This window comes from Citrobacter sp. CK181 (assembly GCF_030333595.1).
Classification (GTDB): Bacteria; Pseudomonadota; Gammaproteobacteria; order Enterobacterales; family Enterobacteriaceae; genus Citrobacter_B; species Citrobacter_B koseri.
Window position 1 is genome coordinate 171,627 of record NZ_JAOWFN010000006.1, and the last position, 24,705, is coordinate 196,331.

General features: G+C 54.4%; 21 protein-coding genes. 7 read left to right on the top strand and 14 right to left on the bottom strand.

The genetic code is table 11. The features are described 5' to 3' along the window. Positions 1-228: 228 nt before the first annotated feature. The 8 genes from kefC to OGW17_RS01360 all read right to left on the bottom strand — a co-directional run bounded on the left by kefC (position 229) and on the right by OGW17_RS01360 (position 7,863). Complete coding sequence (kefC, locus tag OGW17_RS01325; protein WP_071257543.1) at positions 229-2,091, bottom strand: glutathione-regulated potassium-efflux system protein KefC; 1,863 nt, start codon at positions 2,089-2,091, stop codon at positions 229-231. Next, entirely contained in the window at positions 2,084-2,614 is a 531-nt protein-coding gene (kefF, locus tag OGW17_RS01330; RefSeq protein WP_047458991.1) for a glutathione-regulated potassium-efflux system oxidoreductase KefF, read from the bottom strand. The genes kefC and kefF overlap by 8 nt, the downstream gene beginning before the upstream one ends. A gap of 104 nt (positions 2,615-2,718) precedes the next feature. Continuing rightward, positions 2,719-2,952 carry a YgdI/YgdR family lipoprotein gene (locus tag OGW17_RS01335; RefSeq protein WP_012134122.1) on the bottom strand — a complete coding sequence of 78 codons (234 nt, stop codon included), beginning with the start codon at positions 2,950-2,952 and terminating at the stop codon, positions 2,719-2,721. Between the two features lie 102 nt (positions 2,953-3,054). Further along, on the bottom strand, positions 3,055-4,386 hold the full coding sequence (locus tag OGW17_RS01340; protein ID WP_024130715.1) for an MFS transporter: 1,332 nt from the start codon (positions 4,384-4,386) through the stop codon (positions 3,055-3,057). A 117-nt stretch (positions 4,387-4,503) separates the two neighbouring features. Then, a complete protein-coding gene (gene fixX, locus OGW17_RS01345; RefSeq protein WP_071257541.1) occupies positions 4,504-4,791 on the bottom strand; it encodes a ferredoxin-like protein FixX in 288 nt (95 codons plus the stop codon). After that, positions 4,788-6,074, bottom strand: a complete 1,287-nt coding sequence (locus OGW17_RS01350; RefSeq protein WP_071257539.1) for an FAD-dependent oxidoreductase — start codon at positions 6,072-6,074, stop codon at positions 4,788-4,790. The genes fixX and OGW17_RS01350 overlap by 4 nt, the downstream gene beginning before the upstream one ends. 61 nt (positions 6,075-6,135) lie before the next feature. Further along, positions 6,136-7,077, bottom strand: a complete 942-nt coding sequence (locus OGW17_RS01355) for an electron transfer flavoprotein subunit alpha/FixB family protein (RefSeq protein ID WP_071257538.1) — start codon at positions 7,075-7,077, stop codon at positions 6,136-6,138. Between the two features lie 15 nt (positions 7,078-7,092). Continuing rightward, positions 7,093-7,863, bottom strand: coding sequence for an electron transfer flavoprotein FixA (locus tag OGW17_RS01360; RefSeq protein WP_049008001.1), 771 nt, complete (start codon positions 7,861-7,863; stop codon positions 7,093-7,095). 480 nt (positions 7,864-8,343) lie between these two features. Here OGW17_RS01360 and caiT point away from each other — a divergent pair, with 480 nt between their 5' ends. From caiT to caiE, 6 genes are all read left to right on the top strand, one after another. Then, positions 8,344-9,861, top strand: a complete 1,518-nt coding sequence (caiT, locus tag OGW17_RS01365) for an L-carnitine/gamma-butyrobetaine antiporter (RefSeq protein ID WP_012134129.1) — start codon at positions 8,344-8,346, stop codon at positions 9,859-9,861. A 33-nt stretch (positions 9,862-9,894) separates the two neighbouring features. Continuing rightward, entirely contained in the window at positions 9,895-11,037 is a 1,143-nt protein-coding gene (gene caiA, locus OGW17_RS01370) for a crotonobetainyl-CoA dehydrogenase (protein ID WP_012134130.1), read from the top strand. 168 nt (positions 11,038-11,205) lie between these two features. Continuing rightward, positions 11,206-12,423, top strand: coding sequence for an L-carnitine CoA-transferase (caiB, locus tag OGW17_RS01375; protein WP_071257536.1), 1,218 nt, complete (start codon positions 11,206-11,208; stop codon positions 12,421-12,423). A gap of 65 nt (positions 12,424-12,488) precedes the next feature. Next, on the top strand, positions 12,489-14,042 hold the full coding sequence (gene caiC / locus OGW17_RS01380) for a crotonobetaine/carnitine-CoA ligase (protein ID WP_058668555.1): 1,554 nt from the start codon (positions 12,489-12,491) through the stop codon (positions 14,040-14,042). 40 nt (positions 14,043-14,082) lie between these two features. Then, the gene (caiD, locus tag OGW17_RS01385) at positions 14,083-14,868 is read left to right on the top strand and encodes a crotonobetainyl-CoA hydratase (protein WP_058668554.1); all 786 of its coding nucleotides are present in this window, start codon (positions 14,083-14,085) and stop codon (positions 14,866-14,868) included. 64 nt (positions 14,869-14,932) lie between these two features. Next, positions 14,933-15,526, top strand: coding sequence for a carnitine operon protein CaiE (gene caiE / locus OGW17_RS01390; RefSeq protein ID WP_047459010.1), 594 nt, complete (start codon positions 14,933-14,935; stop codon positions 15,524-15,526). Positions 15,527-15,625: 99 nt separating this feature from the next. Here caiE and caiF read toward each other — a convergent pair whose 3' ends face one another. From caiF to OGW17_RS01415, 5 genes are all read right to left on the bottom strand, one after another. Beyond that, positions 15,626-16,018: a carnitine metabolism transcriptional regulator CaiF gene (caiF, locus tag OGW17_RS01395; protein WP_012134135.1), complete on the bottom strand. Its 393-nt coding sequence runs from the start codon at positions 16,016-16,018 to the stop codon at positions 15,626-15,628. Positions 16,019-16,276: 258 nt separating this feature from the next. Then, positions 16,277-19,501: a carbamoyl-phosphate synthase large subunit gene (gene carB / locus OGW17_RS01400; protein WP_012134136.1), complete on the bottom strand. Its 3,225-nt coding sequence runs from the start codon at positions 19,499-19,501 to the stop codon at positions 16,277-16,279. A gap of 18 nt (positions 19,502-19,519) precedes the next feature. Continuing rightward, positions 19,520-20,668: a glutamine-hydrolyzing carbamoyl-phosphate synthase small subunit gene (carA, locus tag OGW17_RS01405; protein WP_024130719.1), complete on the bottom strand. Its 1,149-nt coding sequence runs from the start codon at positions 20,666-20,668 to the stop codon at positions 19,520-19,522. 456 nt (positions 20,669-21,124) lie between these two features. Further along, entirely contained in the window at positions 21,125-21,946 is an 822-nt protein-coding gene (dapB, locus tag OGW17_RS01410) for a 4-hydroxy-tetrahydrodipicolinate reductase (RefSeq protein ID WP_049010172.1), read from the bottom strand. Positions 21,947-22,132: 186 nt separating this feature from the next. Further along, on the bottom strand, positions 22,133-22,762 hold the full coding sequence (locus OGW17_RS01415; protein ID WP_071257529.1) for an alanyl-tRNA editing protein: 630 nt from the start codon (positions 22,760-22,762) through the stop codon (positions 22,133-22,135). 90 nt (positions 22,763-22,852) lie between these two features. Here OGW17_RS01415 and OGW17_RS01420 point away from each other — a divergent pair, with 90 nt between their 5' ends. Then, a complete protein-coding gene (locus OGW17_RS01420) occupies positions 22,853-23,752 on the top strand; it encodes a LysR family transcriptional regulator (RefSeq protein WP_012134142.1) in 900 nt (299 codons plus the stop codon). Here OGW17_RS01420 and rihC read toward each other — a convergent pair. Continuing rightward, positions 23,749-24,663, bottom strand: a complete 915-nt coding sequence (rihC, locus tag OGW17_RS01425) for a ribonucleoside hydrolase RihC (protein ID WP_012134143.1) — start codon at positions 24,661-24,663, stop codon at positions 23,749-23,751. The two genes, OGW17_RS01420 and rihC, sit on opposite strands and share 4 nt — an antisense overlap. Positions 24,664-24,705 lie beyond the last annotated feature (42 nt).

Consider the following 24,705-nt stretch of genomic DNA (forward strand, 5'->3'; position numbering starts at 1 on the left):
CGGAAAGAGCAATCTTTCGTCGACTAACGAAAAGAGGAATAGCACGAAAATTTTCCGTTCTGCTGGCAACCCGACTTATTTAAAGCGGTGTCAGCTCGCAGGCCGCCATCAGGCCCAATGCCGGATGGCGGCATAAATGCCTTATCCGGCCTACGATGGTTTGTAGGCCCGGTAAGCGCAGCGCCACCGGGCAAATTGCCGGATGGCGGCGTAAACGCCTTACCTGGCCTACGTTGACGGTTTCACTTCCGGCTCATCAGCTGCATCACCCGTATGTTTACCTTCATCCGTGCCTTGCCAGCCGTGGCGTTGAATTAACGATAAATGTTCACGGTCTTCAGTAATAATCTCGCTCAACATAGCGCTGGTGCGTTTATAGACAGCCGCGCGGGACGTTGGATCGTTTTCCCCTTTCGCCATCTCTTCCACCATCTGCGTATTAAAACGACGGAACAGATCGGCACGCTCGCGCGCCTCGTAGCGTCCCAGCCCTAATTTCTCCAGCGCCTGACGCCCTGTTTTTAACGCGCCTTCAAACGTTTCACGCTCCGGCATCTCAACACCGGCCTGTCGCAGACGGATGTAGTGATCGACATCGCGGGCGCGGGCAATAATTTGCAGGTCGGGGAAATGGGCTTTTACCATTTCTGTCAGTTGTAAACTGGTTTGCGGATCGTCAATCGCGTTGATCAGCACTTCCGCTTTCGCCGCACCGGCGGACTCCAGCAGATCCATGCGCGTCGCGTCACCGTAAAAGACCTTCATGCCAAATTTGCGCAGCGTTTCAATATGATCCGGGTCATGGTCGAGAACCACCATTTTTACCCCGCTCGACAGCAGCAAACGCCCCGTAATCTGCCCAAAACGGCCAAATCCGGCGATGATCACGCGCGGTTGCTCCGCATCGATCTCATCCGCTTCACGCGCTTCGCCGATTGCGGATTTTTCCAGACGGCTCAGGAGCACCAGAAAAATGGGCGTCGCCGCCATTGAGAGCGCAACGGTGAGCGTCAACGCCTTCGCCCATTCCGGGTCGAGTACATTAGCCATTTGCGCCGCGCCGAATACCACAAAGGCAAACTCACTCCCCTGTCCTAATAATACGGCAAACCAGAGACGTTGCTTATTCGGCACCCGTAGCGGCCTGGCGACAAGCCACAGCATTACCGTTTTAATGACCAGGAAACCGACCAGCAGGATAAGAATGCGTAACGGATTATCGATCAGCGTGCCAAAGTCGATAGACATGCCAACGCCGATAAAGAACAGCCCCAGCAGCAGCCCTTTAAACGGTTCTATGTCGCTTTCCAGCGCATGCCGGTATTCCGAGCTTGCCAGCAACACGCCCGCCAGAAACGCCCCCATCGCCATCGACAGCCCCACTTCTTCCAGCAGCAAGCCGAAGCCAAAGACCAGAAACAGAGCCACGGCGCTGAACACTTCACGCAAACCGGAACGCGCGACAAAACGCAGCGCCGGGCGCGTGACATAGCGCCCTAACAGCACCACCAGCGCCAGCGCTCCCGCCACTTTTAACGCAGACAGCGCAAAGACGCCCAGCGTCGTTGAGGCGCTGCTGGCGGCCAGCAAGGGGATCATCGCCACCAGCGGAATAGCGGCAATATCCTGAAACAGCAGCACGGCGAATGTGCTACGGCCCATTTGCGAGACGGTCAGGTTACGCTCATCCATCGCCTGCATCGCAATCGCCGTGGAAGAGAGCGCCAGCGTCATGCCGATCAGCTCCGCCACCTGCCAGCGCAGACCGAGGAACATACAGAACAGGCCAATCAACCCACCGCATACCACCATCTGCAACGCGCCGCCGCCAAAAACCGACGCACGCAATTTCCACAAACGCTGCGGGTCCAGCTCCAGCCCAATCACAAACAGCATCAGCACCACGCCAATTTCGGCGAAATGAAGAATAGCTTCAGCGTCCGTCACCAGACGCAGCCCCCACGGGCCGATAATACACCCGGCAATGAGGTAGCCCAGCACCGACCCTAAGCCCAGCCGGACGGCAATCGGCACAATCAGCGCGGCCGACCCCAGGTAAATCAGCGCCTGTATCAGCGTATGGCTATCCATGATTTGCCTCCTGCCACGCCAGCAAACGTTGCTTGTAGTGGCGCGCCTGCGCCTGGAGCGTTTCGTCATCACAGACAAACGTACAGTGCATCGCAAAAGGCGGCAGCCAGTTGAGCCCACAATAGAGCGCGGTAGCCTGTAACGGCTGCGAGAGCACGTCAAAGCCCGGATAGGCGCCAATAGCGAAGTGGCTTTCGCCTCCGCCGGTCGTCACGGCCCACATCAGATCTTTGCCCCGGAGCGCCGTGCCGCCATGCCCGTAGGCCCAGCCATGCGCGAGGACTTTGTCCATCCAGAGTTTGAGTAAAGGGGGAACGCTGTACCACTGCATTGGATGCTGCCAGATGATAAGACGCGCGCGCGCCAGCGCCTGCTGTTCGGCGGCAACATCAATATTGAAGTCAGGGTAAAGTTGATAGAGCGAGCGAATTTCGACGCCATCCAGCGTCCTTGCCTGTTCCAGCATCCGTTTATTCGCATGCGAGTGCTGCGGATACGGATGGGCATAAATAATGAGGATCATGAAGTAGCCTGTTATTTTACATCTCTGTTTTATCACAGAGTGTAGTCAGTAATTTAACAGGCTAATAGTGAATATTATTGAGCAGCTAAATGGATAAAACTGAATTAATTATCCAGTTCGCTCATGTTCTTCACCTGATCGCGGTTGATCTGTTCCGTTTTACCGGTTTCTGCATTTTTGTAGGACACCAGTCCGGTATCATCATCGACCTGTGGTTTACCATCAGTGACGATCGTTTTGCCGTCGGTGGTTTTTATGGCCTGGTTTGATGAACAGCCCGCTACGGTAAATACCGTCGCAGCGGCAAAAAGAGACGCAATAAGAAGTTGTTTTTGCATGGTGTTCTCCCTGCTTTTCAGTCATTTTCAGTGGTATACCCATTAACTATAGACTAACTGACTGACCTTAAAAGAAAATACAGAACACTCTGAAGATATCCCCTAGCACAGAGGCTTGTTGCGAATCGTCATACTGCTCGTCTGGGCAAGCGTCAGTCCACGCGTCTCCGGCGCAAAAGCGATGGAAATAAGCAGACCGATAAGTGAAATTCCCGCCCCCATCAGCATGACGTAGCTGATCCCATATCTGGTGATGAAGATCGGCAGCGCCCACGTTGAAAGGATGGTGCCAATTCGACTCAGGGACATAATGACGCCCACGGCAGACGCGCGAATATCCGTCGGGAACAGCTCATTCGGGTAGAGCCACTGAAGGTTCCCCGGGCCGCCGGAGAAAAAGGCGTACACCGCAAAGGCCGCAACCACCAGCCAGATCCCCATTTCTGGGATCAACCCCAGCACAGCCAGCGCCAGCGTCATCATAACAAAGCTGCCGATCAGCAATGGCCGTCGCCCTATGCTGTTCAGCCAGTACATCGGCGGAATACAGCCCAGCATAAAGAACAAACTGATTACCACATTACCCAGCGCCGCGCTTTTCCCGACGCCCAGCCCCAGCAGGCCGACAATCTGCGGGCCAAAGGTATAGATGGCGAACATCGGGATGACCTGGCAGGTCCAGATGGCGGCGACAAACAAAACAAACGGGAAGTGACGGCGATTAAACAGCTGTAAGAAGCGCGTCTCCTGGGGCGGTTCTTCATCGAACGCCACCGGCTCGCCAAACAGTTTAATCATCATCTCCTCGCACTCTTTAACCCGCCCCTTACGCAACAGCCAGCGCGGTGATTCGGGAAGATCGAAGCGCCCGATCAGGATCATAATGCAGGGAATTGCCGCGCTCCCCAGCATCCAGCGCCATCCGCCCGCCACATCGTACAACCAGTAGCCGACCAGGTCGGCGCAGGTGGCGCCGACGTACCACATCGCGGCAATAAAACTGATCGAGAAGGCGCGCTGGCGGGTGTTGGAAAACTCGGTAATCATCGAGGTGGCGATAGGATAATCCGCGCCAATCACCACCCCAATCAGCACGCGCATGACGAGCAACTCCATCGGCGATGAGACAAACATCGTCGCTACCGATATCACCCCAATGGCGATGATATCGATGAGGAACATTTTACGTCGCCCCACTTTGTCTGAGATATAGCCGAACAGCGACGTACCGACAAACAGCCCAGCCAGCGTGCCTGCCCCCAGCAATCCCAGCCACTGCGCATCCAGCTTCAGCGCAGGCGTGAGCTGCTCCAGCGCCACGCCAATCATGACCAGTACGTAACCGTCCAGGAACGGCCCGCCGCTTCCCCACAGCATAATTCTGCGGTGAATAGAGGAGAATTTAATGTCGTCAAAGTTCCTGGGCTGCTGCATAGCCGCGTCCTGTTTTGTTTTCACTTGATGCCTGATGGCACGACGCTTATCAGGCCTACGAATCACGTATTTTGTAGGCCGGATAAGACGCGTCAGCGACGCCATCCGGCATCAACCTCAGCCGTAGCGAAATTCCACGCCAAAGGTGCCGCGCGGGTATTCCCATTTCTCCAGCGCCGTCCCCAACCCGAGAATTCGACAGGTGCCGCACTCCAGGCACCCGGCGTAATCAAAACGTACGCTGCCGTCGTCCTGCTGTTTATACAACCCGGCCGGACACGCCTTGATCAGCACCTCCAGCGCCTGCTTATCCGGTTCGGTTTTCAGGATGATGTGCGGATTGTCTTCATCCACATTGAATTTATTGACGCCCAGTTTGACGTCCACATTGACGGGAGAAGTCATAATACGGTCACTCCTTTGATGCCATCCTTCATCAGGTTGATGAAGCCCACTTTCTTCGCGTGGCGCAGGATTTTTTTACGCACAGGGACGGGAGCGCTGCCATCGACGGTAAACAGATCGCGGGCAATGCCCACCACCATTTCAGGGTAGCGCGTGAACATACGCGGGTTGTCCAGAAACGCCGGTAAGCGCTGGTACATACGCATATCCCGCATCGGCCCGTTGTCGAGATGCTGTCGATATTCCGCCAGCCCCTGTCGGCTGAAATCGTTGCTCTGCATGGCCGAAAGTACGGTCTTCGCCGCCGCTTCCCCTGCCGCGACGGCCAGATCCATACCGCGAATCGTAAAACCGAGGTTCATACACATACCGGCGGCGTCACCGGCAATCAGCACGCCGTCGCCCACCAGTTCCGGCTGCATATTCATTCCCGCTTCCGGGACGACGTGCGCGGCGTACTCCAGCAGTTTTCCGCCCGCAATCAGCGGCGCCACCGCCGGATGCTGTTTAAAATCTTCCAGCATTTGTGGAACCGACTTTTTCGCCTCTTTCAGATGATGCAGACCGCAAACCAGCCCCAAAGAGAGGGTCGTTTTATTGGTATAGAGGAAGCCGCCGCCCATCAGACCGTCGGTCGGAGAACCGGCAAACAGACAGGCCGCGCCTTCATTTCCCTGTAATCCGAAGCGATCCACAATGACCGATTCAGGCAACTCAATTAACTCTTTTACGCCTACCGCGACATGGGCGGCATCTACACGTTTCGCCATTCCCAGTTTTTCCGCCAACAGCGAGTTCACGCCATCAGCGAGAATGACCGTCTTCGCTTCAATAACGTCGCCATCCGCCTCAACGCCCACCACTTTGCCGTCGCGCTGAACAAGATTATCCACGCGGATGCCGGTTATCAGCTGCGCGCCCGCCTCTTCAGCCTGTTCCATCAGCCAGGCGTCAAATTTACTGCGCAATACGGAATAAGAGACCTGCGAAGGCGCGGCATCCTCGCCATTGACGTAATCCACCGCCATCGCCCCTTTTTCGGTCATAAAAGCGAGTTTTTCATGGGTGATCACGCGTTCAACCGGGGCATGTTCAGCAAAACCGGGGATAATGCGCTCCAGACTGTGCGCGTAGATGCGCCCGCCGGTGACATTCTTCGCGCCAGCGGAATTGCCGCGCTCAATAACCAGCACCTGCGCCCCTTCACGGGCGAGCACCAGCGCCGCGACGGAACCCGCCAGCCCGGCCCCCACGATGATGGCATCAAAGATATCTTCGGACATAAGAACTCCAGATTTACCTGTCAGCGGCAGGGCCGATACCCACAAGCCCTGCCCGAGTGGATCAGCGTGCTAAAGCGCTCGTAAGCGCAGGCAGAATCTTCATCACATCGCCGACAATGCCGTAATCAGCGTATTGAAATATCGGCGCATTTTTATCTTTGTTGATGGCGCAGATGGTTTGTGAACCGTTCGCGCCCACCATGTGTTGGATCTGCCCGGAAATGCCCACCGCGAGGTAAAGCTCTGGTTTAAGCATCAGGTTGGAGATGCCGACATAACGCTCGTGCTCCATCCATTTTTCGTTTTCCGCCACCGGACGAGAACACGCCAGTTCCGCGCCTATGGCCTGACACAGCGCCTGGGCCAGCGAGATATTCTCTTTGCTGCCGATGCCGCGCCCGACGCTAACCACCAGTCGCGCTTTATCAAGATCGACCGTGTTGCTCTGGCGCGCCTGCGTTGCGGTGCGCGTTACGACGACATCTGGCGACAGCCACTGCACGTCATGCGACTCGCCGTGGCGGGACGCGTCCGCCTGTTGCGCCTCGAACGTGCCGCTGCCGACGGTGATCACCGCATACGGTGATGTGATGGTCTCTTCGCCAATCGCCAGCCCGCCGTAGACCATATGCCGGACGGTCGCATGGCCCTCCTGCTGCGTTACCGCACTGGCGTCGTTAGAGACGGCCGCCGCGAGACGAAATCCCAGCTTTGCCGCCAGCAGTTTGCCACGGCGGGTATTAGGCAGCAGCACCAGACCCGAATCCCCCTGCTGGCGAATCGTCTGCGCCATCACCCCGGCGTAATCTTCCACCATGCGGTCGTCCGGTTTACCGCGTAAATGCCAGATGTGATTCGCCCCCAGTTGGCGTGCCGTCTCGCCCTCGGCGTCGTGCTGCACAAACGCATGAATCTGCTCGCCTGAAGCCAGTGCGCCGCTCATCAGTTCCGGCAGACGAGAAGGGGTATCGCTGAATACCCAGACATGAGAAAACGTGTTCATAATATCCCCCGGTAATTAAATGATTTTGCGCAGATGTTCGGCGAACGCGGCGATCTGTTCTTCACCATCGCCTTCAATAACAATGCGCTGACGCTCGCGTTGTTTCGGTGCGGCGACTTTCTGGACGGAGTACGCGTCTGGCGCACTGAAACCAATATCCGCCGCAGACCAGACCTGCACCGGTTTTTTCGCCGCGCCCAGAATCGCTTTCATCGACGGGATCTGCGGAGCGTTAATGTCTGTGGAGACCGCCACCACCGCAGGCAGGGGAATACTCAGGGTTTCAATTTCATCTTCCAGTTCACGCTCAACGGTAAGCGCACTTTCCGTCAGGGAGAGGATTTTGCTCACGCCGTTGATGGCCGGAATGTTCAGCGTTTCACCCACCAGCAGGCTGACCTGCTGGGCATAAAGGTCGGAGGAACCGTCGCCGCAAACGATCAGATCAAAGCCCGATTTTTGCGCGGCGGCGGCAAGCGCTGCGGCGGTGCGTTGCGGCAAAGCCTGTTCAAACTGGTCGTCTATCACCACGACCAGTTCATCTGGCCCACGGGAGAGCACATCTTTACGCCCTTTGGCGTTGGTCAGCGCCTTGCCGCCTACGCTCATGGCAATCACCTGGGCATCGCTTGCCTGCTGCTTTAACTGGCAGGCAGCTTCAATCGCATTCAGATCGTACTGACTGATTTTGGCATCCGCTTTGCTGATATCTAATGAACCATCGGCATTATTGATCGCAATATCCTGCTCATCAGGCACGCACTTGTAACAAGTAATTATCTTCATTGCATCTCCAGAAATCATGAAGGAAACGTCATCCATATCGGCGGTGTTAAATACAGATATCACGCTCTTTAATTCGGAAATAAAACTTTAATCACCAATATTGAAAATGTCACACGCTGATATTTACAACTTTCAATATTGTTAAGCACCTCACTAATATTGAACAGCACCCGTAGAACATAAAAATTTTCAATATTGTTTGATGGATCACCAATATTGAATGAGAGATGCGCGCAATTCGACCAAAATACAACACATCTAATTGTTTTAAATTGATTTTATTTGAAAATAAAGGTCAAAAACACCAGACAAAAAAGTGTGATCAACATAACGGATTACCGCAAAATGAATACCCATTATGAGTTACTCGCCAAAGCGACTCTGAGGTCTAACTGTCATCAGATTATTACTAAGAAAAATAAACAAAATATAACAAACGGGAACGTAACATAAATTTCGTTTTGACACTGGAATTGACTCATGAAAAATGAAAAGAGAAAGTCCGGGATTGAACCTAAGGTTTTTTTCCCGCCGTTAATAATTGTAGGGATACTTTGTTGGCTAACCGTCAGAGATCTCGACGCTGCGAATATTGTTATTAATGCCGTCTTCAGTTATGTCACAAATATCTGGGGTTGGGCATTTGAATGGTACATGGTGGTGATGCTTTTTGGCTGGTTCTGGCTGGTCTTCGGCCCTTACGCTAAAAAAAGATTAGGTGATGAACCGCCGGAATTCAGCACCGCCAGCTGGATTTTCATGATGTTCGCCTCCTGCACTTCCGCCGCCGTGCTGTTCTGGGGCTCAATCGAAATTTATTATTACATCTCGACGCCGCCCTTTGCTCTGGCACCTGGCTCCAACGGCGCCAAAGAGATCGGCCTCGCCTACAGCCTGTTTCACTGGGGGCCGTTACCGTGGGCGACTTACAGCTTCCTCTCCGTCGCGTTCGCCTACTTCTTTTTTGTTCGCAAAATGGACGTGATTCGTCCCAGCTCCACGCTGGTACCTTTAGTGGGCGAGAAACACGCGAAAGGGTTATTCGGTACTATTGTCGATAACTTCTATCTGGTGGCGCTGATCTTCGCGATGGGCACCAGCCTCGGTCTGGCGACGCCGCTGGTGACAGAGTGTATGCAGTATCTGTTCGGCATCCCTCATACGCTGGAACTGGACGCCATCATCATTACCTGCTGGATCGTTCTGAACGCCATTTGCGTGGCCTGCGGCCTGCAAAAAGGGGTGAAAATCGCCAGTGACGTGCGTAGCTATCTCAGTTTCCTGATGCTCGGCTGGGTGTTTATCGTCAGCGGCGCCAGCTTCATCATGAACTACTTCACCGATTCCGTCGGTATGCTGTTGATGTATCTGCCACGCATGTTGTTCTACACCGATGCGATCGGCAAAGGCGGCTTCCCGCAGGGCTGGACCGTTTTCTACTGGGCATGGTGGGTCATTTACGCCATCCAGATGAGTATCTTCCTCGCGCGTATTTCCCGCGGCCGTACCGTGCGCGAACTGTGCTTTGGGATGGTGCTCGGCCTGACCGCCTCCACCTGGATTCTGTGGACCGTTCTTGGCAGCAACACCCTGCTGCTGATGGATAAAAATATCCTCAATATTCCACAACTTATCGAACAGCACGGCGTGGCGCGCGCCATCATCGAAACCTGGGCCGCACTGCCATTCAGCACGGCTACGATGTGGGGATTCTTCATCCTCTGCTTTATCGCCACCGTCACGCTGATTAACGCCTGCTCCTACACGCTGGCCATGTCCACCTGCCGCGAAGTGCGCGACGGTGAAGAGCCGCCGCTGCTGGTACGTATCGGCTGGTCGGTGCTGGTTGGCGTTATCGGCATCGTCCTGTTAGCGCTCGGCGGGTTAAAACCCATTCAAACCGCGATTATCGCCGGAGGATGCCCGCTGTTCTTCGTCAACATCATGGTAACGCTCTCCTTTATCAAAGACGCCAAAGTGCACTGGAAAGATAAATAAACTCAATAAACTCCTTACAAATGAGGCTGGAAGATGGATTTTAATTTGAATGACGAGCAGGAACTGTTTGTCGCCGGTATTCGTGAACTGATGGCCAGTGAGAACTGGGAAGCCTACTTTGCCGAGTGCGATCGCGACAGCGTCTACCCGGAACGTTTTGTGAAAGCGCTGGCGGATATGGGCATCGACAGCCTGTTGATCCCGGAAGAACACGGCGGGCTGGAAGCCGGTTTCGTCACCGTTGCCGCCGTATGGATGGAACTGGGGCGTCTGGGCGCGCCAACTTACGTGTTGTACCAATTGCCGGGAGGTTTTAACACTTTCCTGCGTGAAGGAACCCAGGAGCAAATTGATAAAATCATGGCGTTCCAGGGAACCGGCAAGCAGATGTGGAACTCGGCGATCACCGAACCGGGAGCGGGATCGGATGTTGGCAGTTTAAAAACTACCTATACCCGTAAAAATGGCAAGGTTTATCTTAACGGCAGCAAGTGTTTCATCACCAGTAGCGCCTACACCCCCTACATCGTGGTGATGGCACGGGACGGCGCCTCCCCGGACAAACCGATTTATACCGAATGGTTTGTCGATATGAGCAAACCCGGCATCAAGGTTAATAAACTTGAGAAGCTCGGCCTGCGCATGGACAGCTGCTGTGAAATCAATTTTGACGATGTTGAGCTGGACGAAAAAGACATGTTCGGCCGGGAAGGTAATGGCTTTAACCGCGTAAAAGAAGAGTTCGACCACGAACGTTTCCTGGTGGCTTTAACCAACTACGGTACGGCGATGTGCGCGTTCGAAGACGCTGCGCGTTACGCCAATCAGCGCGTGCAGTTTGGCGAGACGATCGGTCGCTTCCAGCTGATTCAGGAGAAGTTCGCGCATATGGCGATCAAATTAAACTCCATGAAAAACATGCTGCTGGAAGCCGCGTGGAAAGCGGATAACGGCACCATCACCTCGGGCGATGCCGCGATGTGTAAATACTTCTGCGCCAACGCCGCGTTTGACGTGGTAGACAGCGCCATGCAGGTATTGGGCGGCGTCGGGATTGCGGGCAACCACCGCATTACGCGTTTCTGGCGTGACCTGCGCGTTGACCGCGTCTCCGGCGGCTCTGACGAAATGCAGATCCTGACGCTCGGCCGCGCCGTGCTGAAGCAATACCGTTAAACATTGCCCGGTGGCGGGCCTACAAACCATCCGGCAATTTGCCCGGTGGCGCTACGCTTACCGGGCCTACAAACATCGTAGGCCGGATAAGGCGTTTACGCCGCCATCCGGCGATTTGCCCGGTGGCGCTGTGCTTGCCGGGCCTACAAAAAATGCAGGAATTTATTTATGAACCGTTTACCGATGCCCACTTTCGGGCCGCTCGCCGGATTGCGGGTCGTGTTCTCCGGGATTGAAATCGCCGGGCCGTTCGCCGGACAAATGTTCGCAGAGTGGGGCGCGGAAGTGATCTGGATTGAAAACGTCGCCTGGGCCGATACCATTCGCGTCCAGCCGAACTATCCGCAGCTTTCACGCCGAAACTTGCATGCCCTCTCCCTTAACATCTTCAAAGATGAAGGTCGGGAAGCGTTTCTGAAGCTCATGGAAACCACTGACATCTTCATCGAAGCCAGCAAAGGCCCGGCGTTTGCCCGTCGCGGAATTACCGATGACGTGCTGTGGGAACACAACCCCAAACTGGTGATCGCCCACCTTTCCGGTTTCGGTCAGTACGGCACGGAGGAGTACACCAACCTCCCGGCTTACAACACCATCGCCCAGGCCTTTAGCGGTTACCTGATTCAGAACGGCGATGTCGATCAACCCATGCCCGCATTCCCGTATACGGCGGACTATTTTTCCGGGATGACCGCCACCACCGCCGCGCTGGCGGCTTTGCACAGAGTGCGTGAAACCGGCAAAGGCGAGAGCATTGATGTGGCGATGTATGAAGTGATGCTGCGCATGGGTCAGTACTTCATGATGGATTACTTCAACGGCGGCGAAATTTGCCCGCGCATGACCAAAGGCAAAGACCCCTACTACGCCGGATGCGGGCTGTATAAATGCGCAGACGGTTACATCGTGATGGAGTTGGTCGGCATTACGCAGATCAACGAGTGCTTTAAGGATATCGGCCTGGCGCACATTCTGGGTACGCCAGAGGTGCCGGAAGGCACCCAGCTTATCCATCGCGTTGAGTGCCCTTACGGGCCGTTAGTCGAGGAAAAACTGGATGCGTGGCTGGCGACCCGTTCCATCGCCGACGTGCAGGCGCGTTTCGCCGAGCTGAATATCGCCTGCGCGAAAGTGCTGACCATTCCAGAACTGGAAAACAACCCGCAGTACGTCGCCCGCGAATCCATTACCGAGTGGCACACGATGGATGGCCGTACCTGTAAAGGGCCAAACATCATGCCGAAATTCAAAAACAACCCAGGGAAAATCTGGCGTGGCATGCCGTCGCATGGCATGGACACCGCCGCCATTCTAAAAAACATCGGTTACAACGAAGCAGATATACAGGAACTGGTCAGCAAGGGTCTGGCCAAAGTTGAGGATTAAACGCAAAGCGCTAACCGGTTTATCCGGTTAGCGCGCATGCCTATTTTCGAACGGATAACAGTGCAATGGATATCGTTGGCGGACAAAACTTACGTCAGATGTGGGACGACCTGGCCGAGGTATACGGAAATAAAACGGCGCTTATTTTTGAATCCAGCGAAGGCGTTGTCCGGCAATTCAGCTACGCGTCGCTGAATGAAGAGATCAACCGCACGGCGAACCTTTTCCTCGCCTCAGGCATTCAGAAAGGCGATAACGTCGCGCTGCATCTGGATAACTGCCCGGAGTTCTTTTTCTGCTGGTTTGGTCTGGCCAAAATTGGCGCCATCATGGTGCCGATCAATGCCAGGCTCCTGCGCGAAGAGAGCGCCTGGATTTTACAAAACAGCCGCGCGCAGCTCATCGTCACCAGCGCTGAATTTTATCCGATGTATCGCCAGATACTGCTTGAGGACGATACCCTGCTCAATCATATCTGTCTGATTGGCGAAAATGCGCCCGTTGAAGATAACGTTAGCCATTTTTCTCAATTGAAAGACCAGCAGCCTGCCACATTGTGCTATGCGCCGCCGTTATCCACTGACGACACGGCGGAGATTCTGTTTACTTCTGGCACCACCTCGCGGCCCAAAGGCGTGGTCATTACCCATTACAACCTGCGTTTTGCGGGTTACTACTCCTCCTGGCAGTGTGCGCTGCGTGAAGATGACGTCTATTTGACGGTGATGCCCGCCTTTCATATTGACTGTCAGTGTACTGCGGCAATGGCGGCATTCTCCGCAGGCAGCACCTTTGTGCTGATCGAAAAATACAGCGCCCGCGCATTCTGGGGACAGGTACGAAAGTATCGCGCCACCGTCACGGAATGTATTCCGATGATGATCAGGACGCTGATGGTGCAGCCCGCCTCCCCGGAAGAGAGGCAGCATTGTCTGCGCGAAGTGATGTTCTATCTCAACCTTTCCGTGCAGGAAAAAGACGCTTTCATTGCACGTTTCGGCGTCCGGCTGCTGACCTCTTACGGGATGACGGAAACCATTGTCGGCATTATTGGCGATCGTCCCGGCGATAAACGGCGCTGGCCATCTATTGGTCGCCCTGGGTTTTGCTATGAGGCGGACATCCGCGATGAGCAGAACCGCTCGCTGCCCGCCGGAGAAATCGGTGAAATCTGTATTAAAGGCGTGCCGGGAAAAACCCTCTTTAAAGAGTATTACGCCAGGCCGGAAGCCACCGCCAAAGCGCTGGAAGCCAACGGCTGGCTGCATACCGGTGATTCCGGCTATCGGGATGAGGAGGGATTTTTCTATTTCGTTGACAGGCGTTGCAACATGATTAAACGCGGCGGCGAAAATGTCTCCTGCGTCGAACTGGAAAACATTATTTCGGCTCATCCCAAAATTCAGGACATCGTCGTTATTGGTATTCACGATTCGATCCGCGATGAAGCCATTAAAGCCTTTGTGGTGCTTAATGAAGGTGAAACATTAACGGAAGAGGAGTTTTTCGCTTTCTGTGAACAGAATATGGCGAAATTCAAAGTCCCCTCTTTTCTTGAGATAAGAAATGATCTGCCCCGAAATTGTTCAGGAAAAATAATTAAAAAGAACCTGAAATAAGCATTCTTACCCGTCCGATTTTAAATAATGGAGTGAAGATATGAGTGAATCATTACATTTGACCCGTCACGGCCCGATTCTGGAAATTACGCTGGATCGCCCGAAAGCGAATGCAATAGACGCAAAAACCAGTTTTGAGATGGGCGAAGTTTTTCTCAATTTCCGTGACGATCCCGAATTGCGTGTGGCGATCATCACCGGTGGCGGCGAAAAATTCTTCTCCGCAGGCTGGGATTTAAAAGCGGCGGCCGAAGGCGAAGCCCCGGACGCCGATTTTGGCCCCGGCGGGTTTGCCGGTTTAACCGAGATCTTTGACCTGGATAAACCGGTGATTGCCGCCGTTAACGGCTATGCCTTCGGCGGCGGGTTCGAACTGGCGCTGGCGGCGGATTTTATCGTCTGCGCCGATAACGCCAGTTTCGCGCTGCCTGAAGCAAAGCTCGGCATTGTGCCTGACAGCGGCGGCGTGCTGCGCCTGCCTAAGCTACTACCGCCTGCTATCGTCAACGAAATGCTGATGACCGGCAGACGAATGGACGCAGAAGAAGCCTTGCGCTGGGGAATTGTGAACCGGGTTGTCAGCCAGCAAGCGTTAATGGACAGCGCCCGCGAACTGGCGCAACAGTTGGTGAACAGCGCGCCGTTGGCGATCGCCGCCCTCAAAGAGATCTACCGCGCAACCAGCGAAATGCCGGTGGAAGAAGGCTATCGCTACATTCGCAGCGGCGCATTGAAGCATTACCCGTCGGTACTGCACTCTGAAGATGCGATCGAAGGCCCGCAGGCGTTTGCCGAAAAACGCGATCCGGTCTGGAAAGGCCGCTAGCGCCGCGCTGCCGGATGGCGCTAACGCTTATACGCCATCCGACAACAATCACGGAGGAATAACCATGAGCTATTACGCCTTTGAAGGCCTGATTCCGGTAGTACATCCAGAGGCGTACGTGCATCCCAGCGCCGTGTTGATTGGCGATGTCATCGTTGGTGCGGGCGTCTATATCGGCCCGCTTGCATCGCTGCGCGGCGACTATGGGCGTCTGATTCTTGAGGCGGGCGCTAACCTTCAGGATAGCTGCATCATGCACGGTTATTGCGATACCGACACCATCGTGCATGAAAACGGGCATATCGGGCACGGCGCAATCCTTCACGGCTGCGTGATTGGTCGTGATGCGTTGGTAGGCATGAACAGCGTAATCATGGATGGCGCAATCATCGGCGAAGAGAGTATCGTCGCCGCCATGAGTTTTGTAAAAGCGGGTTTTGTCGGCGCGCCCAGGCAGCTGCTGGTTGGTGCGCCTGCACGCGTCAAACGTGATGTCACGGATGAAGAGCTGCACTGGAAACGGCTCAACACGCAGGAATATCAGGATCTCGCGGTACGCTGTCGGGCATCGCTATGTGAAACGCAACCCTTAACCCAGGTCGAAAAGAACCGGCCGCGCCTGAAAGGCACGACGGAGGTGAAGCCAAAATCGGCGTAGCGCTTTGTGCCGGATGGCGCTGACGCTTATCCGGCTTACGGGTCAACACGCCGTTGCAGGCCGGATAAGGCATTTACGCCATCATCCGGCACACCGACATTACCGACGCATACTTTTTGATAGCATCATCTGCCATTTCTGCTCGCGGTTTAGCTCCGCGGGCGGAACCGGCATTCGCGGGGTTCTCTCCGCTTTTACCATCTTCTCCTGCGCACTATGACCCAAACGCGCATAGAGCTGCGCGTCAATACGCTTAATACGCACCAGACGCTGGCACTGGCATCCTCGCCCTTCCAGCTGATTAGGGATCGTCCTGGTCTCGCACTCTATTTCCCCTACTTCAGAAAGAATATACGAAACCGTATTAATCGCTTTGCAATAATCCATATTAAATTGCTTCGCGATCTCTTTGGCGCTCACCCACCGGTTTTCTGCCATTACCCAATCAGCAATTAACAAATAAAGTGGTTTCTCAACATATTTTTCACTCATAAGCACACCATTTTACAAATTAAAAATCTTGCTACGGTTCGTTATGGCCTGAATATAAATAACGCCATTAACCATAAATAAATTGTGGATATAAGGGGATAGTATGCGACTTAATTGTTGATTAGTGTGAGCGAAATCGTGCTTGTTACATTGAAAACCACATCCAGGAAGCGTATGTGACCAGGAATGACCTTATGGCGTAAAAAAAGGTTCCTTTGCAGGAACCTTTTTATATCACCAGATAAATGCGTCTGCCGCTTACTTCGTAATTTGCGCGTGCATTTCCTGTACGGAGATCACCTTTTCAGTCGCATCGGCGTTCAGCGCCATCGTCGTGGCGAAGCCGCCGTTCAGGGTCGTGTCGTAATGCACTTTATACTGCAACGCGCTGCGGCGAATCAGTTTAGAGTCCTCAATCGCCTGACGACCTGCGGTGGTGTTGATGATGTAGGTGTATTCGCCATTCTTGATACGGTCCTGAATGTGCGGACGACCTTCATGCACCTTGTTGACCAGACGCGGGTTGATACCCGCCTCACCCAGCACAATCGCCGTACCGTGAGTCGCATCCAGTTCGAAGCCCTGTTTCAGCAGCTTCGCCGCCAGGTCCACCACGCGTTCTTTGTCGCCTTCACGAACGGAGAGCAGCGCACGGCCCGATTTCTTCATCGTCGAGCTGCTGCCAAGCTGCGCTTTGGCGAACGCTTCAGCGAAGGTGCGGCCGACGCCCATCACTTCCCCGGTAGAGCGCATTTCTGGCCCTAACAGCGGGTCAACGCCCGGGAATTTGTTGAACGGCAGCACCACTTCTTTCACCGAGTAGTACGGCGGGATGATTTCTTTCGTCACGCCCTGCTCGGTCAGCGATTTGCCCGCCATCACGCGCGCCGCCACTTTCGCCAGCGGTAAGCCGGTCGCTTTGGAGACGAACGGTACGGTACGCGCCGCACGCGGGTTCACTTCAATCAGGTAGACTTCGTTGTCTTTCACCGCGAACTGCACGTTCATCAGACCACGCACCTGCAACTCAAAGGCCAGCTTCTGCACCTGCTGGCGCATCACGTCCTGAATCTCTTTGCTTAACGTGTAGGCCGGCAGAGAACATGCGGAGTCACCGGAGTGCACGCCCGCCTGTTCGATGTGCTCCATGATGCCGCCAATCAGCACCATTTCGCCGTCGCAGATAGCATCCACATCCACTTCCACCGCGTCATCAAGGAAGCGGTCCAGCAGTACCGGCGCATCGTTAGAGACGCTGACTGCGGTCTGGAAGTAACGACGCAGGTCAGCTTCGTCGTAAACGATTTCCATCGCGCGGCCACCCAGCACGTAGGATGGGCGAACCACCAGCGGATAGCCAATCTCTTTTGCCTTCTCAACGGCCTGTTCAATCGCCGTCACGGTGGCGTTAGCAGGCTGTTTCAGTTTCAGACGGTCAACCGCCTGCTGGAAGCGCTCACGGTCTTCCGCGCGGTCAATCGCATCCGGGCTGGTGCCGATAACCGGCACGCCTGCCGCTTCCAGCGCGCGCGCCAGTTTCAGCGGAGTCTGGCCGCCGTACTGTACGATGACGCCTTTCGGTTTCTCGACGCGCACGATTTCCAGCACATCTTCCAGCGTGACCGGCTCGAAGTACAGGCGGTCGGAGGTGTCGTAGTCGGTGGAGACCGTTTCCGGGTTACAGTTGACCATAATGGTCTCGTAACCGTCTTCGCGCAGCGCCAGCGAGGCGTGTACGCAGCAATAGTCAAATTCAATCCCCTGGCCGATACGGTTCGGGCCGCCGCCGAGCACCATGATTTTGTCGCGATCCTGGTTCGGATTCGCTTCGCACTCATCTTCATAAGTGGAGTACATGTAGGCGGTGTCGGTAGCAAATTCCGCCGCACAGGTATCCACGCGCTTGTAAACCGGGTGCAGGTTGAACTGGTCGCGCAGTTTGCGCACTTCCGCTTCGCGCACGCCCGCCAGTTTAGCCAGGCGCGCATCGGCGAAGCCTTTGCGCTTCAGCATCCGCAGGAAGTCAGCGTCGAGGCCGGTGATGCCAAGCTCCGCCACTTTCTCTTCCAGACGAACCAGTTCTTCAATCTGCACCAGGAACCAGCGGTCGATGTTGGTCAGGTTAAAGACGCCATCGACAGACAGACCCGCGCGGAACGCATCAGCGATGTACCAGATACGCTCGGCGCCCGCATCTTTCAGCTCGCGACGAATTTTGGTCAGCGCTTCCGGGTCATCCAGGCTCACTTTCGGGTCAAAACCGGCGGCGCCCACTTCCAGACCGCGCAGCGCTTTTTGTAAGGATTCCTGCTGAGTGCGACCAATCGCCATCACTTCGCCGACGGATTTCATCTGGGTGGTGAGACGGTCGTTGCTGCCCGCGAATTTTTCAAAGTTGAAGCGAGGAATTTTGGTGACAACGTAGTCGATGGACGGTTCGAACGATGCCGGAGTACGGCCGCCGGTGATGTCGTTCATCAGTTCGTCGAGGGTGTAACCCACCGCCAGTTTCGCCGCCACTTTGGCAATCGGGAAGCCGGTGGCTTTTGACGCCAGCGCCGAGGAGCGGGAGACGCGCGGGTTCATTTCGATGACAATCAGACGACCGTTTTTCGGGTTCACCGCAAACTGAACGTTGGAACCGCCGGTTTCCACGCCAATTTCACGCAGTACCGCCATCGAGGCGTTACGCATGATTTGGTACTCTTTGTCCGTCAGCGTTTGCGCCGGAGCCACCGTGATGGAATCACCGGTGTGGATGCCCATCGCGTCAAAGTTCTCAATGGAGCAGACGATAATGCAGTTGTCGTTCTTATCACGCACCACTTCCATTTCGTACTCTTTCCAGCCAATCAGCGACTCATCTATCAGCAGTTCGTTGGTTGGGGAGAGATCCAGACCGCGCGCGCAAATTTCTTCGAACTCTTCGCGGTTGTAGGCAATACCGCCGCCGGTGCCGCCCATCGTAAAGGATGGACGGATAATGCACGGATAACCGACGTCAGCGGCAACCGCCAGCGCCTCTTCCATCGTATGCGCAATACCGGAGCGGGCAGTGTCGAGGCCGATTTTCTTCATCGCCACGTCGAAACGGCGGCGGTCTTCGGCTTTATCAATCGCATCGGCAGTGGCGCCGATCATGGTCACGCCGAACTCAGCCAGCACGCCCTGACGCTCCAGCTCCAGCGCGCAGTTCAGCGCCGTCTGGCCGCCCATCGTCGGCAGCACCGCATCCGGGCGCTCTTTCTCAATAATTTTACGCACCACTTCCCAGTGAATCGGCTCGATGTAGGTCGCATCGGCCATTTCCGGGTCGGTCATGATGGTCGCGGGGTTAGAGTTCACCAGGATGACGCGATAACCTTCTTCACGCAGCGCTTTACACGCCTGGGCGCCAGAGTAGTCAAACTCACACGCCTGGCCGATAACAATCGGGCCCGCACCCAGAATCAGGATACTTTTTATGTCTGTACGTTTTGGCATGGCTCTGTTTACTCCTGATTATTTCGCGGACTGACGGTACTGCTCAATTAACTCGATAAAGTGGTCGAACAATGGCGCGGCATCATGCGGGCCAGGGCTCGCCTCAGGGTGTCCCTGGAAGCTGAACGCCGGTTTATCGGTGCGATGAATCCCTTGCAGAGTGCCGTCGAACAGCGATTTGTGCGTCACTCGCAGATTTGCAGGCATAGAAGCCTCATCCACCGCAAAACCGTGGTTCTGCGCCGTTATCATCACGGTATTGTTATCGATATCTTTTACCGGATGGTTACCACCGTGGTGGCCGAACTTCATCTTGATGGTTTTCGCGCCGCTCGCCAGCGCCAGCAGCTGATGGCCGAGGCAGATGCCGAAAACCGGAATATCGGTTTCGAGGAATGCCTGAATCGCCTCGATAGCGTAGTCGCACGGCGCCGGATCGCCAGGGCCGTTAGAGAGGAAGATACCGTCCGGGTTCATCTTCAGCACCTCTTCGGCGGAGGTCTTCGCCGGAACCACCGTCAGGCGGCAGCCTCTGTCTACCAGCATACGCAGGATGTTGCGTTTCGCGCCGTAGTCGTAAGCCACAACGTGGAACGGCAGGTCAGTTTCTGATTTGGCTTCCGGCAGGTCGTCTGCAAGCGTCCAGCTTCCCTGCGTCCAGCTATAGGATTCAGCGGTGGTCACTTCTTTCGCCAGATCCATTCCGTTGAGGCCCGGGAAGGCTTTCGCTTTCTCCAGCGCCAGTGCCGCATCCGGGTTATCACCCGCGATAATGCAGCCGTTCTGTGCGCCCTTCTCACGCAGCAGGCGCGTCAGCTTACGGGTATCAATATCGGCAATCGCCACGATGTTATGGCGTTTCAGGTAAGAAGAGAGGTCTTCAGTATTGCGGAAGTTGCTGGCAATCAGCGGCAGATCGCGAATGACCAGACCTTGCGCATGAACCTGAGAGGATTCTTCATCGGCTTCATTGGTGCCGACATTACCGATATGAGGATAAGTAAGAGTGACAATTTGGCGGGAATAGGAAGGATCAGTGAGGATTTCTTGATAACCGGTCATTGAAGTATTGAAAACGACTTCCCCAACCGCCGAACCTGTTGCCCCTATGGCCCGACCGTGAAACTGGGTTCCGTCTTCCAGAACCAATAGCGCTGACTTAATCAAAACACCCTCCAGAGAATATTCACTCACTTTATTTGCATATTAATTCATTTGTATAACCTGAATCAATGCAAATCTGCTTACCCGTGGATTTCTGGCAAACGGCGGCATTCTGAAGATAAGGCGGGTAAAAGTCAACTTAAAGGCGGTATTTTTTGTATTGTTTTACGACTCAGGCAAGGATGTTCTGATTTAACAGGCAAAAAGATCAGCTAACTTGTCCTGGAAAACGCTTGCGTGGCTGAAAGAATGCATTATGAAACCAGTGAGAAGAAAAAAGTGGACCATTTGGTCAAAATTTACATAAAAGCAACAAATAAACAGAAGAAAACAGATTAATTCACGAGTTTAAATAAAAAATAGAAAGATAAATCTAAAAATAATAGGGCAATAAATTATTGCCCTATGTAATCAACAAATTATGATTACCATAACCACATCACGAAGGGTAAAAACCAGCTATAAATTGTTTAAATCCAGCACATCTCGCATATCAAAAAGACCATTTGGCTTTGATTTTAGCCAGATAGCCGATCTGACCGCGCCATTCGCAAACGTCATACGGCTGGAGGCCTTATGCGTGATTTCAATACGTTCACCAATATCAGCAAACATCGCGGTATGTTCACCCACAATGTCGCCAGCACGAACCGTCGCAAAACCGATGGTGCCCGGCACGCGTTCGCCGGTATAACCTTCACGACTGTATACCGCACACGCTTTCAGATCTTTGTCCAGCGCGTGGGCGATCGCTTCCCCCATCGCCAGCGCGGTGCCTGACGGCGCATCCACTTTATGGCGATGGTGCGCTTCGATAATTTCAATATCGGTATAGTCGCCCATCACTTTCGCCGCTTTCTCAAGTAGCTTCAGCATGACGTTAACACCGACGCTAAAGTTGGCGGCGAACACAATGCCGATATCCTGCGCGGCATCGCGAATGGCCTGCTTGCCCGCGTCATCAAATCCCGTCGTGCCAATGACGATGCCTTTACCGTGCTGACGGCAAAACGCCAGGTGCGCCAGCGTCCCTTCCGGGCGAGTGAAATCGATAAAGATGTCAAAATCATCTTTTACCGCTTCCAGGCTACTTTGCACGGTGACGCCCGTTTTCCCTGCGCCTGCTAATTCACCGGCATCGCTGCCCAGTAATGAAGAACCTTCCCGCTCCAGCGCCGCGCCGAGTTGAACGCCGTCCATCCCCAGGGCGGCCTGAATGAGCTGACGTCCCATGCGTCCCCCGGCTCCCGCGATGGCAACGCGGATTTGTGCATCATGCATAGCTATTCTCTTTTGTTAATTTTGCGTAAATCGTTTTCAGATTAACCAGCGCCACGCCGCGCCGCTAGCCAAAAACGTCGATAATTAGAATTTAATGATAAACAGGGAGAGATATCAGTAAAAGCTATATGCGGGAAAAGCGGGACACCGCAGGCAACTCTGCCTGCGATCAAGAGCAAATGAACGCTATTCAATGGAATAGTTAATGATGAGCTGCCCTTTCTTCATTTTGATCCCACCGATCGTTATACGACCAAGTTGGCCGAGCGAAGTGACATGAGTTCCTCCACAGAAGTACATCGGAAGTTCGCCAAACCCCACTTTACGTCGCTCACCGTCAAACTCAATTCGGCGGGCATAATCCTTCGCCTGCCACTGTTCAATACACGCCAGCAGATTTTCAGCATCAGGAAGACGAGTATGTTCACCTGCTGAAAAGGTAATGCGCCCCTCACCCGGCCAGTGGTGCGCTTTCACTGGCGACCAACCCCATGTTTCTCCCGCACACCCGATAAGATGGCCTGCTGAATGCAGACGAGAGTTGAGCAAACGTGTCTGTGCATCGACTTTTAGCTGCACCACTCCCGCTGCAACGGGTTGCGGCAGAATATGTATAATTTGATTATCACGTAACATGATTCCGCAAACCGGAATATCCGCAATCCAGCCTTTGTCTGCGGGTTGTCCACCTCCCTGAGGGTGGAATAATGTTTTATCGAGCGTAACGGCATACAGGCCATCCATTTGTGGAGAGCACCCCGTCACACATGCCATGCCTTCTGTATCATCGGTGTTGTAATAAAGACGTTCTGTCATATGTCCTCCTGTCGTGAAGGGCAGTATATTATTTATCCCGGAGCAGATAATCCGCCTGCCCGGCAATGAATCTTTGCCTGAGAAACACAAATGAATTTGACACTCCTTCCCGATCTGGCCACTTTTGTGTTGATTGTTGATCACGGTAGCTTTTCTGCCGCAGCGCGCGCAGCAGGTGTGACCCCATCAGCCATGAGCCGCAGCGTTTCACGCCTTGAACGCGAAACGGGCAGCCAGTTGTTGCATCGTTCAACACGTAAGCTGGCATTAAGTGAAACAGGAAAGATGGTGTATGAACATGCAAAAATGATGCTGGAAGCAGCGCGACAGGCCATTGATTCCGGGGGAAGCGTACAACACGTTCCTCAGGGAAAGATTACGCTCAGCGTACCCAAAGCCGTCGGACGCTTCGTTATTCATCCACTGATCCCGCAATTTCTTGAACGTTTTCCCCTGGTTGATGTTTGCCTGAGGCTCGAAGACCGCTATATGGATCTCATTGATGATGGTGTCGATCTGGCGCTGCAAATCACCAATACCCCCTCGCCCGGGTTGCATGGCAAGCCGTTAATGCCAATCACCCACATCCTCTGCGCCACGCCAGAGTATCTGCAAAAACAGGGGACACCGACGCACCCGGAAGATTTACGTCAGCACAGTTGCATTAGCCTCGGAGAGACGCCAACGGACTCACGCTGGAAATTTCGTAAACAAGGTAAGACAGAAGTCGTTCAAACAACGGGGCGCTATGCGGCTAATCATACGGGTGTAAGACTGGACGCAGTAAAGCGCCATCTGGGAATTGGCAGTCTCCCCGCATTCACGGCCAGAGAAGCATTACAAGACGGCGAAATCATGCAGGTGTTGCCGGAGTGGACGTTCATCAGCAACTACTCCGGCGAGCTATGGCTTTTGTGGGCTGGAAACAAGCATATGCCGCTCAAAATACGGGCCATGATTGATTACCTTAGCCAACAACTAAAATCCTAGGGCGCCAGCGCCAGCACATCGGCGACCCACTGCTGGAAGCCAGCCACATCTATCTCCAGCGCCACCTGCACGTTAGGGCTTTTACCCAGCCGGCCTTCAATATCAACAACCGTTGTGCCTGCGGTGTATTCCCCCTGCGTCTCTACCGCGACAAAACAGGGTTTAACGGTGAACAGATCCGGGCGAACCAGCCAGGCGATGGCACAGAGATCGTGCATACGCAGCCCGGTGTTCATGCTGCCGCTGCGGTAGTGGCTAAACAATGCATGCAGCATTTTTCCCGTCCGGTTAAGTTCGGGCAGTTTTGCCAGATAATCCGGCGCCAGCAGGGCCTGGTTGGTCACGTCCAGCCCACACATCACAATCTCTATCCCACTCTGAAAAACGCGGGAAGCAGCTTCCGGGTCGACGGCAATATTGAATTCGGCGTTCGGCGTAAAGTTTCCCCGCCCCGCAGAGCCGCCCATGATCACCAGACGACGAATGTTAAAAGCGCATTCCGGGTAGTGAGTCAGTAGCAGCGCAATATTGGTCAACGGGCCGATCGCGACCAGCGTGACGGGTTCCGGGGCGCTCATCAGGGCATCCCGAATGGCGATAAAGGCCGGTTTTGCCAATGGCTGGCAATCATGGGCGACAAAGTCATAGCCTTCCATGCCCGACTCGCCGTGGACGTAAGCAGCATCGCGCAACGGGCGCAGCAGCGGCGTGGCGGCCCCCTGCGCCAGCGGGATATCCACGTTCCAGAAATGCAGCAGTTGCAGCGCGTTGCGGGTGGTTTTCTCTACGGAGACATTCCCCGCGACGGTGGTCATCAGTTGCAGGTCAAGCTGCGGGGCAAACAGGGCGGCGGCGATGGCGGCGGCATCGTCGATACCCGGATCGGTATCCAGAATAATGGGCAGGCGCATGTTTCCTCCATAAAAAGATGACAAGCTCCAGGGTTGGCATCC

Excerpts from the sequence above, each read along its gene's own strand:
- kefC (WP_071257543.1), bottom strand. The coding sequence starts at position 2,091 with ATGGATAGCCATACGCTGATACAGGCGCTGATTTACCTGGGGTCGGCC.
- kefF (WP_047458991.1), bottom strand. The coding sequence starts at position 2,614 with ATGATCCTCATTATTTATGCCCATCCGTATCCGCAGCACTCGCATGCG.
- OGW17_RS01335 (WP_012134122.1), bottom strand. The coding sequence starts at position 2,952 with ATGCAAAAACAACTTCTTATTGCGTCTCTTTTTGCCGCTGCGACGGTA.
- OGW17_RS01340 (WP_024130715.1), bottom strand. The coding sequence starts at position 4,386 with ATGCAGCAGCCCAGGAACTTTGACGACATTAAATTCTCCTCTATTCAC.
- fixX (WP_071257541.1), bottom strand. The coding sequence starts at position 4,791 with ATGACTTCTCCCGTCAATGTGGACGTCAAACTGGGCGTCAATAAATTC.
- OGW17_RS01350 (WP_071257539.1), bottom strand. The coding sequence starts at position 6,074 with ATGTCCGAAGATATCTTTGATGCCATCATCGTGGGGGCCGGGCTGGCG.
- OGW17_RS01355 (WP_071257538.1), bottom strand. The coding sequence starts at position 7,077 with ATGAACACGTTTTCTCATGTCTGGGTATTCAGCGATACCCCTTCTCGT.
- OGW17_RS01360 (WP_049008001.1), bottom strand. The coding sequence starts at position 7,863 with ATGAAGATAATTACTTGTTACAAGTGCGTGCCTGATGAGCAGGATATT.
- caiT (WP_012134129.1), top strand. The coding sequence starts at position 8,344 with ATGAAAAATGAAAAGAGAAAGTCCGGGATTGAACCTAAGGTTTTTTTC.
- caiA (WP_012134130.1), top strand. The coding sequence starts at position 9,895 with ATGGATTTTAATTTGAATGACGAGCAGGAACTGTTTGTCGCCGGTATT.
- caiB (WP_071257536.1), top strand. The coding sequence starts at position 11,206 with ATGAACCGTTTACCGATGCCCACTTTCGGGCCGCTCGCCGGATTGCGG.
- caiC (WP_058668555.1), top strand. The coding sequence starts at position 12,489 with ATGGATATCGTTGGCGGACAAAACTTACGTCAGATGTGGGACGACCTG.
- caiD (WP_058668554.1), top strand. The coding sequence starts at position 14,083 with ATGAGTGAATCATTACATTTGACCCGTCACGGCCCGATTCTGGAAATT.
- caiE (WP_047459010.1), top strand. The coding sequence starts at position 14,933 with ATGAGCTATTACGCCTTTGAAGGCCTGATTCCGGTAGTACATCCAGAG.
- caiF (WP_012134135.1), bottom strand. The coding sequence starts at position 16,018 with ATGAGTGAAAAATATGTTGAGAAACCACTTTATTTGTTAATTGCTGAT.
- carB (WP_012134136.1), bottom strand. The coding sequence starts at position 19,501 with ATGCCAAAACGTACAGACATAAAAAGTATCCTGATTCTGGGTGCGGGC.
- dapB (WP_049010172.1), bottom strand. The coding sequence starts at position 21,946 with ATGCATGATGCACAAATCCGCGTTGCCATCGCGGGAGCCGGGGGACGC.
- OGW17_RS01415 (WP_071257529.1), bottom strand. The coding sequence starts at position 22,762 with ATGACAGAACGTCTTTATTACAACACCGATGATACAGAAGGCATGGCA.
- OGW17_RS01420 (WP_012134142.1), top strand. The coding sequence starts at position 22,853 with ATGAATTTGACACTCCTTCCCGATCTGGCCACTTTTGTGTTGATTGTT.
- rihC (WP_012134143.1), bottom strand. The coding sequence starts at position 24,663 with ATGCGCCTGCCCATTATTCTGGATACCGATCCGGGTATCGACGATGCC.